Origin of the sequence: Bacteroides gallinarum DSM 18171 = JCM 13658 (assembly GCF_000374365.1) — a bacterium.
In the GTDB taxonomy this organism is placed as follows: domain Bacteria; phylum Bacteroidota; class Bacteroidia; order Bacteroidales; family Bacteroidaceae; genus Bacteroides; species Bacteroides gallinarum.
The window spans coordinates 67018-77701 of the sequence record NZ_KB894137.1 but is presented as its reverse complement, the minus strand read 5'-3'; the positions used below and the strand labels follow the sequence as shown (position 1 = coordinate 77701).

10 protein-coding genes are annotated in these 10684 nt (G+C 41.7%); 3 read left to right on the top strand and 7 right to left on the bottom strand.

What is annotated here, in order from left to right; translation table 11 throughout:
* Positions 1 to 190 precede the first annotated feature (190 nt).
* From cas2 to C233_RS0113565, 7 genes are all read right to left on the bottom strand, one after another.
* The gene (cas2, locus tag C233_RS0113595) at positions 191 to 523 is read right to left on the bottom strand and encodes a CRISPR-associated endonuclease Cas2 (RefSeq protein WP_018668123.1); all 333 of its coding nucleotides are present in this window, start codon (positions 521 to 523) and stop codon (positions 191 to 193) included.
* Positions 523 to 1452: a type II CRISPR-associated endonuclease Cas1 gene (gene cas1 / locus C233_RS0113590; RefSeq protein WP_018668122.1), complete on the bottom strand. Its 930-nt coding sequence runs from the start codon at positions 1450 to 1452 to the stop codon at positions 523 to 525. The genes cas2 and cas1 overlap by 1 nt, the downstream gene beginning before the upstream one ends.
* Positions 1453 to 1475: 23 nt before the next feature.
* On the bottom strand, positions 1476 to 1880 hold the full coding sequence (locus C233_RS24865; RefSeq protein ID WP_018668121.1) for a hypothetical protein: 405 nt from the start codon (positions 1878 to 1880) through the stop codon (positions 1476 to 1478).
* The gene (locus tag C233_RS24860; RefSeq protein WP_026314857.1) at positions 1877 to 2332 is read right to left on the bottom strand and encodes a BRO-N domain-containing protein; all 456 of its coding nucleotides are present in this window, start codon (positions 2330 to 2332) and stop codon (positions 1877 to 1879) included. The genes C233_RS24865 and C233_RS24860 overlap by 4 nt, the downstream gene beginning before the upstream one ends.
* Entirely contained in the window at positions 2329 to 6852 is a 4524-nt protein-coding gene (cas9, locus tag C233_RS0113575) for a type II CRISPR RNA-guided endonuclease Cas9 (RefSeq protein WP_018668120.1), read from the bottom strand. Before cas9 ends, C233_RS24860 begins: the two co-directional genes overlap by 4 nt.
* A gap of 360 nt (positions 6853 to 7212) precedes the next feature.
* A complete protein-coding gene (locus C233_RS22720; RefSeq protein ID WP_025068963.1) occupies positions 7213 to 7602 on the bottom strand; it encodes a hypothetical protein in 390 nt (129 codons plus the stop codon).
* 161 nt (positions 7603 to 7763) lie between these two features.
* The gene (locus C233_RS0113565) at positions 7764 to 8003 is read right to left on the bottom strand and encodes a hypothetical protein (protein ID WP_018668118.1); all 240 of its coding nucleotides are present in this window, start codon (positions 8001 to 8003) and stop codon (positions 7764 to 7766) included.
* Between the two features lie 178 nt (positions 8004 to 8181).
* Here C233_RS0113565 and C233_RS0113560 point away from each other — a divergent pair, with 178 nt between their 5' ends.
* From C233_RS0113560 to C233_RS0113550, 3 genes are all read left to right on the top strand, one after another.
* A complete protein-coding gene (locus C233_RS0113560) occupies positions 8182 to 8823 on the top strand; it encodes an HU family DNA-binding protein (RefSeq protein ID WP_025068962.1) in 642 nt (213 codons plus the stop codon).
* 62 nt (positions 8824 to 8885) lie between these two features.
* On the top strand, positions 8886 to 9689 hold the full coding sequence (gene nudC, locus C233_RS0113555; RefSeq protein WP_025068961.1) for an NAD(+) diphosphatase: 804 nt from the start codon (positions 8886 to 8888) through the stop codon (positions 9687 to 9689).
* Between the two features lie 339 nt (positions 9690 to 10028).
* Positions 10029 to 10670, top strand: a complete 642-nt coding sequence (locus tag C233_RS0113550) for a DUF4858 domain-containing protein (protein ID WP_018668115.1) — start codon at positions 10029 to 10031, stop codon at positions 10668 to 10670.
* Positions 10671 to 10684 lie beyond the last annotated feature (14 nt).

Genomic DNA, 10684 nt, shown 5'->3' with positions numbered 1-10684 from the left:
CCCGTTTTGGCCTTCAAACCTTATTTGCGGGGGAATACCTAAAGATACAAAAAAGCCAGCTAATTCGCAATATTTTGTGTATGAATTAGTTGGCTGATTTTATATTATTTACTGAATGTCCCTAAATTAGAATAATAAAAAGAATACTGTTTTCAAAGAAAAATCCCGCTGTTCGGCGGGATTTTTCTTTTTAAAACAGTTCCAACTGTTGCCCCGGGGAATTTACATCTAACGTTTTCTTCCCATAGAATAGTTCTATATTCCCAAATTGTTTATCTGTAATGCACATAATTCCCACGTTTCCATGCTCGGGTAAAAAAGACTTGACTCTTTTTATATGTACCTCTGCGTTCTCACTACTTGCACAATGACGGACATAGATAGAGAACTGAAACATTGTAAATCCATCCTTTTGCAAATTCTTTTTAAAATCCGCATAAGCTTTTTTATCCTTTCTGGTTTCAGTTGGCAAATCAAATAGTACAAGTACCCACATAATACGATATTCACTAAACCGATCCATTACATCTCCGGATAAGATATTCTGCGCAATTCTCCGCTAAAACATTTATATAACGAAGCGGTAGTTTGTCCAACTGCAACCATTAAAGGGCTACGCTTTCCCGAAATATTAGTTTCCAATGTAGAAATAGACAACAATTGTGCCTTTAAATCCTTAGTCAAATCAGTACAAGCACCGTTATTTTGAACTATACTATATACCAACCTATCCACATACGGGCGATACGGTTCCATTATATCATCCGCCAAACAATAAGCATTATAACGATTATGATGATGTATCCCCAAAGTTGGCAAAAGCCCACTTGCTACTAATCCGCGGGCAACAACAGCACGCAAGATAGCATAACCATAATTCAATAAATTATTAGGTGGAATACCTTCCCTATCTCTCGTAAAACCCTCTATTTTAAATAGATTTTTCCAATAATAAGCAGCAGCACGAGCCTCCAAATTATCCGAATCTCCACTCTTCACATCAGCAGCCCAAACCTTCATACACTTTATTTCCTCCCCAGCACATTCACCCAATACCACTGCCTGGTTTTCTATTTTCGCTCTTATCGTTTGTTGCCAAAGTTGCTTCATTAACGGTAAGGAAGCATCAAGCTGTTTTCGAAATCTTTCATTTTGTGTAGTATTCCCATATAACGGAAGCATCAAACCGACCGGCATGCTTTTAGTATCGCAAGTTATGACTGCACAATTATTTTCGAGCAAAGCCTCCAGTACACCCGAAGTAACGGTTATCTGTTTATTATCCAATACCACAACCCCAATATCCTCTATCGGTTTGGTCACTTCAGATTTTTGCTTAAACCCTTCGGGTAAAACATCATTCTTGACTATCTCAGGAAACCTAATTACTAATTGAGCATTCCTCAAAGACAAATAAACAGGATTTCCAAAATAAAGTGTTTTCTTAATCATAGCATTTAGATTTTATAGACTATTTACTCATCATTCTCCTCAAAAGGCAATCGTAAAGTATCATCCTCCTTTTCAGAATCCGACAAGAAATTATCAGGAGAAATAACGCTTCTACCCAACTCTTTCTCAGCTTGTTCGCGGGCTACTCCCGCAACATTCCCACCCCGTTGCGCGACTTGCTTGCTCTTAGTGAACGTATCCGGTTTCTCTTTCTGAGAAATTTCCGTAGTGACACGTTCACCAAGCATCGTAAAAATCAACTCCAAATCAGACATATGGTCACGAAGATTCTGATTTTTCTTTGTCAAACCCTTATACATCTTATAGTCCGAAGGAGCCAATCCAAATATTGCCTTAGAAATTTCAGCAGTAAGAATGGCATAATCGCTTTTCTCCGCAATTCCCCTTTCTTCCCATTCATCCGTCAAGTTCTGACGAATGGCAATACCCCGTAAACGTTTGCCAATCCAACTTTAGGATACCCCTTCTGCTCATAAAGCTCCTTCATACGTTCTTGGGCTAATTCCGGATTTTCTATTTCTTGTACACGCTCATACCCCACCTGTGCCAGCCAAAGTTTAAAAGGCTCGGCTTTAGGAGAAGGAATAGATTGAATGATACGGAATAACCCTTTCATATTTGCAGCCTGGATTTTTCTCTTTTTACCATCTTCCGCTATCATTTGAACCAGGGTACAAATTGTACCCCAGTTCGAACGCAAAGCCTCATCCCTTGAACGGATTTTCTTTATATACTGCTTAGGGTCAGCGCTATCCGTCAACGCCTCTACCACATCTACAATTGAAAAATACCATTGTTGCTCCTCATCATTCCATACAGAGCGAATTTTCTTGTCCTGGAAAAGTTTTATATTATTCATTTCCCCATTACCTTCTTTATTTCTACAATATATCCCAACCTATCCACTTTAATAGGAATACAAATATTTTTTATCATTTCACCGCTCCATGCCTTTTCTGCTTTATTATTAGCTCCCAATTCTTTAGTCGGAATAATGGCATTCGAAATATTTTGAGGAATAAAAAAACATTGATTACCTGAAGAAGAAACCATTTTATAAATCCTTCCCCTATCTATCGGTTCATCTATTCTTCCCATTTCCCATTCTTCTTCAGTCGGCAGATACACTAAATCATTAGGTGATAGCCAAAACAACAACTTATCTCCATTTTCGTTTTCATCCGGAACCGGAATAAGTCCTTGCTTCTCTCGTTCTATGACAATATTCAAAGGAACAGTCTCATAAACACGCTTATTATCTTCCGTTAAATAAACAGCAAAAAATAAATTAGTTCCCTTCGCCGCCTCTACATATTTAGTATTCTTATTCCCCGCAGTTCCTACACAGAACTTGTTTCCACGCGTTTCAGCAACTCTCACTTTATATATCGGCTGATGTTTCTTACCACCATTTAGTTGTAAAAGATTACTATTCATTTCCTCTAAGCCCTCTGCAGAAAAAGCTAAATCCGCATTCCCCCCTTTAGAATATAAATGTTCCAAAAGGATTTTCTGTATCCCAGTATCTGTTACAGATTCTTTTATTTTCTTCTCATTAAAAGTAGAGTCAAGCGGTTTACGTACTGCAAACAAAGGCTCAGAAGAATTCTCTGTAAAATAATAAACAGCAATTTTAGCTATATCCAAGCCCTTCCATAAAGATATATTTTCCTTAAAATACCTTTCTATCCCCTTTTTATCATACTTATAAGACTGCAATTCAAAAATCTTATTTTTCACTTTCTTGTCTACAATCATAGCCGGCGTATCCAAAGCAACGGACAACCGCACATACTTTACCCTCCTTAAATTTACTACTCCAAAAACAGTATCCTTATGCATCGGCTTACGAATAGCCCAACTGTCACCGGCTTTCTGTTTCTCATAAACGCGATTGCCACCGGCATCGAAATGCTGGTAAACGTTAGTCGTCTTATTAATAACACGCAAATTCTGTTTCAAGCTAACCACAATTTTATCCAATGCCTCCTTTGCATCTTGTGTGAAAGTATCCCACGGCTTCTTTATAATCCATTTATAATTACCATTGGCATCCGTCCTGCTCTTTTCACACAAAAGCCGTTGCAAATCATAACGAGAGATTTTCGCCTTTTTACTTGCAGACTCGTTACTCAGATAATTTACATGATTACGCGTAGCACAAGCTATCACTATCGCATCCATGGCATGATGACGATGGTCGATACGTTTCTTGCTGAACCCCTTTTGATATTCAAGAGGCAACTCCGTCTGAAACACTCTCTTTCCCCCTTTATTTTCCCAATGTCCAAAACATTGAGTACCGGTCAAAGTATTCAAACGCTCAAAACGAGGAAATACAATACTATTCCAAACATCATTCATACCCCAATCTTTTTTCAATCTATCCGTTACACTTCCCGTACAAACCAGTACATTTTTTGAAACAGCTTCCTGCTCATATTCCCCATTCTTATCTTTTGTACGGACAACATTCGATAAAAGCCCTTTAACGACCTTACTTATATACCTGCTATCATTCAATTGGCGCTCAATGAACTGCTCCGGAATATCATCCAACAACAACTTCTTCATTTTTGCACCAAACTTGGCATACTGTTCTTTTACAAACCTCTCATAATTATCTATAGAAAATATTTCGACCACTTTGCCAAATCCCACTTCCACCTTCTGACCATGATGATTTTTGATAAACTCATATCCTAACTGATTATCTTTCAACTTATTCACAGCCGATTCACATATAACCTTATTAGAAAACGAATCATCAAAATAACGAGATTGAGGAATAACATGCTCTATTTCATACGCAGGAGTAAATAACTTCCCTAAAGGAATCAACTCACCCGTATAAGGCGAGCGATATTTTTGCTCCAGCCATAGCTTATAACGTAAAAATTCAGACTTGGACGGCAATCTACTGTTATTGAATTTCTTCAGTATAGCATCGATATCTGCCGGAATCTGGTCTTCGGCATTCAAAACCGTATCCTCATAAATCCGTAATATCTCTTGCTGACCCGGTGAATAGGGGCGGACATCCTCCACTCCATACTCCGGATTTGCAAATTCGGCAAGTAATGCCTTTATGCGCAAATTAGCATTCTCATTTTCCAACATTTGTGCGGTCATCCTTTTCCGTTTATCAGCCGGATTTTTCATTTCGCGTCCCAGCTCAACATGAATCTCATCAATTTTCCCGACACGCTTCCATATATCCCGGACAACCCTTAACGTCTCGGTTACAACCTGCTCTACAATAGGATTACGTAATGAATGTTGCTTGAAAGAAGCCAGATAAGCATCGATATCCGCCGGCGTTTCCCATTTCGCTATATTTTTCTCTTCGGAATGACGGTCATATACAATATAACAAGCCAACCACAACGGAAGTCCCTTAAAGCAAGCTATATCCGATAAGTCCACAGCTTTTTCCCTAACTCTGGCACGTATTTTTTCATCATATTCACCCGTTATTATTTTTTCTATTCTTTCCTTCGTCTTATCGTCAATCAAAGACACATCCCAGTATATACCACACCTCATTAAAGGCAATAATTTTTTAATCGTCTTAGCAGAATAAGCACCATATTCGGCTTTAAAAGGCGGAAACTTTTTGAAAACCTCTACAAAATCCGCATTCAAGCCATTCTTACCCGCAAAAGTATTCAGCGCTTTCTCTATTTCCTGTTTATCATTTACAGAGTACAAAATATGCCACAAAGCAACTTCCCGCTCACAAGACAAGAAGTCAGAACAAACACCGGCTTTTTCCAAACGGGTAAGAATGGCACTCCTCGTCTCATTACAAGGATACGACTTATCCTCGACATAATTCCAGCGATAATTATCCACCTCCTTTTTCAATCCAAAATATTTCAGCAAACTCTTCTGGTCGATATCCTTTCGAATATTCAGCCACTCGAACAAAGCCGCGTAATCATCTTCCGTTTTCAGGAAATCCGCAGTCACATCCACATCGGTATGCAAACCTCCGTCCACTTCCTTTTCCCTCTGATATATCCGGATATTAGAAAGAAAATGCCACAGCCTGAATTCCTGAAAAAGAGGGTGCGACTTAGCGATACACTTCAAAGGAGCCTTTTTGACCTCGCCCGTTTCCCTGTCCGTATATTCATTCTCCTCATAAGGACAGTTATCTATCAGCGACTTTTTACTTTTCAGCGGTCTTTGATAAAACAAGATATCATCTATCAACAAATAAGGGAAATCGCGGTTAGCTATGTTCCTTCGATACATCTCATTAACGGGATACAACTCCTTAACACACGACGCATACAAACTCCTATCCCGCAATTCGGCATGAAAAGTACATTGCTTTTGCAAAATCAAGCGCAATTCTTCCTTATAAAATTTACGCTCCACGGTTTTCACCAATTTCCCTATTATCTTCTGTTGCGGTTTTTGCAACAACGTATCATAAATATAACACCCCACTGTTTTTCCAGTATTGGCAATATCCGCTTCAGTCCGTTTTTTTATCAGCATCCAGTCATCCTCTTTGGGAGCTCTGAAAGAACGTTTTACTTCACCGTATTTATCAAGTTTTGGAGAACCGTCCAAATTTACGTCAGTAGTCACGATAAACTCCTTTACCTGGCCTTCCCAATCCAATGGAACCCTGCTGCTCCTACGATATACCCAGCCATTCTCCAGATGAACGTTGTACCATACATCCTGCCCCTTTTTCTCATCCGTTGCCTCTACCGATACCACTTTCAGCGCATAAAACTCGACTACTCTCCCTGGATTTTCTTCCTCCTCCTCTCCCCTAAGCTGATAATAGCCACGCTTCTGGTTGAAATTCAACAATATCCAAGCCAATTCTTCTTTACTGATTTTCTCTGTCAAAGCCTTCTTACGAAGGTAATAAATCGTCCAATCGTAAGGTACTTTTTTGCCGCCGGCCACTAATGAAGGCTGGTACTTTGCAAAATCCGCCAACATTTCATTAAACGCTGTCTGAAACAAAAACACATATTGCCCCTGTCCGTTCTTTACCCACGGCAATTTAGGCTCTGCATCAGCTAAAAATTTCCCGGGATGTTTCTCAAAATCAATTTCCTTTAAATAATGTTCCGGTAAAAATCCGAGGATTTTCAAAACTCTATGCAAACGTTCACGACGCAGCAAATGCCGTTCACGCAAACGACGCACCCCTCTGAAACGAGTCCTTTCGGCAGTCTGCGATATAGAATTTCCCTTATCAAAATCTCCTAACACGGCGGCATCCATCGGAATAATCCTGCTCCCTGCCATTTCTATCCAAATCCGTTCTGCCTGCTCGCTAATTACAGAATTTATCACAGCCCAACCAATGCTATTAGTTCCCAAGTCCAATCCAAGTACAGTCTTCATAGTATCATTTTTTGAATATTACTATCAAAGATAAAACTATTTTCCATATATTCTTTATTATTCCAGAATTATTTACTACATTTGCCATACTAAAATGAAGCAAATCACAATAAGGATTATTCCGTTGTGAAAACATTAGGTTCCCTCGTCCTCAACGGGGGATTTTTTATGTAGCGTAAAAGCAGCTACCCCTTATTTGCGGGGGGATGCCTAAAGATACAAAAAAGCCAACTAATTCGCAACACTTTGTGTATGAATTGGTTGGCTAATTTTATACTATTTTCTAAATGTCCCTAAAAAAGAACCTTAGAACCGATAAGCAGGGAAAAAGAGATAAATAGGGACATTCAGTAAATGTCCCTATTTATTGTGTGTTTTTTTAAGGTGCTGTTGGACATATATCCAATTAATAATCAAGAATAAAATAAATACAACCCAGCTTGATATGTAATATGCACTATGATGGTTGCTAATATGGTTTCCAATCAATTCTTTATTCTGAAACAACAACCCAAAAGCAATAGCTATAACAATTACTGCTCCTATTAAAATACCATTGCTTATAAATGTTTTATCCTTCCTTTTTTTATTTGCAAGAACTAATGTATATAAAATCCAAAGGATTAATATTCCATACCCTGTATAAATCATTGCAGTAGATATATTTACAAAATGAACACATAAAGTGCTCACACATCCATAACCTATAATAAGTAGCCAAATATAAATTAAAACAGGATTGTTTCTCATATAAAGGTATTAATATAATGCAAAGATAAAACTATTTTCCATATATTCTTTATTATTCCAGAATTATTTACTACATTTGCCATACTAAAATGAAGCAAATCACAATAAGGATTATTCCGTTGTGAAAACATTAGGTTCCCTCGTCCTCAACGGGGGATTTTTTATATAGCGTAAAAGTAGCTACCCTCAAAAAGTCCGGAACAGCCAGTTACCGCACCAATCATCGGAAAGCCTTTCAGGAACATCAGCCCGCCTTCCCCGTTTTTTATCCACAGACAATTCCGGTAGTAGCCAGACTTCATAAAAGTAAATGCCCCTCCACTCATAAGTTTCTTCCGATAAACTTTCTCCCTATCACTAAAAACTATATCTTTGCCGGGTAAGAATTTTCCGTCCGGCATATGTTTTCTTTTCGTCCAACATATGTCGGACGAAAAGGATATATATATCGGACGAAAGAAAGACGATTATCGGACGATTAATTTTCAGTAACCTAACAACAGTTTATTGCAAGGGCAGGGATAAGATACGGCAACGCCGGAAACTGTGCATTGCGGTAACCTGGCAACAAATTACCTGATGAGTGCATACTATGACCTTTACGAAACTCCCTCTCCCAACGGGAAAGGGGACAAAAAATCTCTCCACGCCCGTATATGCCCCAAAGCGACCTATACGAAAAAAGAATTCGTGGAACGCGTAGCCACCTTCCAACACCTGCCCAAGAACATAATAGGGGCGGCATTGGATGCCTGCATCGACGAGCTTTGCGACCTGCTTGCCAACGGCAATATCGTGGAACTGGGCGAGCTGGGCTTTTTCAGCACCTCGCTGAAATGCACGCAGGAAACGGACGATGAGAAAAAGAAAATCAGGTCTGAGTCCGTACAGTTCCAGAACGTGCACCTGCGCATCAGCAGTACATTCCGCAAGAGGATAAGGCAGGCGATGAAGCTGGAAAGGACACACTCGCCGACAAAGAAATCGAAGAAGGTAAAGACCACCGAAGAAACGAGAAAGGAAAGGCTGATGCAGTTCCTGCAAAAGAACGTATGCATTACCAAGAGCGAGTATATCCAACTGACCGGGCTGACGAGGCATGCAGCTATCGATGAGCTGAACGGGTTCGTCAGGCAAGGCATCCTGCGCCGCCGGGGGATAAGCAGGTCTACAGTCTACATCAGGCAAGAAGATACGCCGGGGGAGAAAAGCACGCTATAACAGCAAACCGTAAAACGATATCAGCATAACGTATAAAGAGAATGAAAACTACGGAAACAGCAATGAAAACTACAAAAATAGAACAGCCCGCGCAGTGGTTCGTCTTTTTTAAAGACCAGTTGCTGCTGAAGGCAGAGCACACTGCAAACGGAGAAAACAGATACAGCATACCCTACGGCGCATACCCGCCCGTGACACCCGCTCCGGGATGCAAGATACACGAAGTAACCCTGCCCGACGGGGGACAAGTAAAGGCATTCGCCCTCGGACAGCCGGTATCCGAAACCGGGGAATGGGCAATGACAGGCTTGCGGGCTTCCTACGACTGCCTGCCGCTGGCAGATTACCAGGCAGCGGGAAAGGCGTTCCAGATACTCTACTGGGACGGGCACAGCCGTTTCTGCCCCGTATGCGGCACTCCCACGGAGCAGCACACCCCTATCATGAAGAAATGCCCGGCATGCGGCAACGAGATGTATCCTCCCGTGTCTACAGCAATCATCGTACTGATACGGAAGGGAGAAGAAATACTGCTGGTACATGCCCGGAACTTCCGCGGCACTTTCCACGGACTGGTGGCAGGCTTCCTCGAAGCAGGCGAAACGCTGGAGCAATGCGTACACCGGGAAGTCATGGAAGAAACGGGGCTGAGGGTGAAGAACATCACCTACTTCGGCAGCCAGCCCTGGCCTTATCCCAGCGGCTTAATGGTAGGTTTCATAGCAGACTATGAAAGCGGGGAAATCAAGTTGCAGGACGACGAGCTCAGCTCCGGCGCCTTCTACTCCAAAGATAACCTGCCGGAAATACCCCGCAAGCTGAGTATCGCCAGGAAACTGATTGACTGGTGGATAGAAAACGGATGAGAATGAAAAGCCGGAAATCAAAGGTTAAAAAAACAGATTGCGGAGGACACGCGCTTACAAACGAACAACTACGAATGAAACGACTCTCATTCACATCAACCAATCGGCGTGCAACCGCAATCTGTAATACTATCTGTTAACTTGTCGACCTCTGTCGCATATAAGAACAGCATTCGACGGAAAATGATTTGCCGGCAGGCATAAAGAATATAAAAGAAACTTAACGGAGCGGGAAAAACACCCTTCCCGCCTCTCCTTTAACTTTTTTCTTATCCTCCCTTACAGCATTCCGCACCGCGCTGCGTCTAACCTGTAAACCGGGCTCGACGAAGCGGACAAATGATTAAAAAGGAATATATACTATTGGCAATACTGTGTACCGTTTTCTCCCCGACGGTGCAAGGGCAGACGGCGTGGAGCAAGAACGACTCCGTTAAACTGAAGAAAATCCTGAACGGAGAGGCGGACATATCCGTTAATCCCACCGTAAAGCAAGAGATAGACTTACTGTTCTCCGCACCTGCCGCCACGGGCAACATACCCATTCTGCCCGTCGAAGAACTTCTACCCCGCCCCGTAAACCTCCGGAAAATACGCCCGATGCCCCGGTTCCGGCTGAACGGTACACGGATGTATTACAATACCCCGCTCCGTACCGGCTATTCCCTGCATAACGGGCGGTTAGACATCTCTGCTACCGGAGTATATACGAAAAAGGCAGGGATGCTTTTGCAGCAAGAGACTGATTTCGGGTTCGTTATCGCTCCGAAGTTCGGCTACCATGTCTATGCAGGGTATAGCCGTAGCGAAAGCAAGTCGAATGTATTGCCGGGGGAGGTAAGCCCGCTGTATTTCGGCAGCGGATTCTCCTACGACATCGGTCGGAATGTGCAGATAAGCACGGGCATCGAACGGCGGTTCAACCTAATCTACAAGCGTTGGGAATGGGTATGGAAAACCGGGATGAAGGTAGCCTTCTGAAACACCTCCCCGCC

Bases quoted from the DNA above. Each gene is read 5' to 3' on its own strand.
- C233_RS0113560 (WP_025068962.1), top strand. From the start codon at position 8,182: ATGAGTGCATACTATGACCTTTACGAAACTCCCTCTCCCAACGGGAAA.
- cas9 (WP_018668120.1), bottom strand. From the start codon at position 6,852: ATGAAGACTGTACTTGGATTGGACTTGGGAACTAATAGCATTGGTTGG.
- C233_RS24860 (WP_026314857.1), bottom strand. From the start codon at position 2,332: ATGAATAATATAAAACTTTTCCAGGACAAGAAAATTCGCTCTGTATGG.
- cas1 (WP_018668122.1), bottom strand. From the start codon at position 1,452: ATGATTAAGAAAACACTTTATTTTGGAAATCCTGTTTATTTGTCTTTG.
- C233_RS22720 (WP_025068963.1), bottom strand. From the start codon at position 7,602: ATGAGAAACAATCCTGTTTTAATTTATATTTGGCTACTTATTATAGGT.
- cas2 (WP_018668123.1), bottom strand. From the start codon at position 523: ATGGATCGGTTTAGTGAATATCGTATTATGTGGGTACTTGTACTATTT.
- nudC (WP_025068961.1), top strand. From the start codon at position 8,886: ATGAAAACTACAAAAATAGAACAGCCCGCGCAGTGGTTCGTCTTTTTT.
- C233_RS0113550 (WP_018668115.1), top strand. From the start codon at position 10,029: ATGATTAAAAAGGAATATATACTATTGGCAATACTGTGTACCGTTTTC.
- C233_RS0113565 (WP_018668118.1), bottom strand. From the start codon at position 8,003: ATGCCGGACGGAAAATTCTTACCCGGCAAAGATATAGTTTTTAGTGAT.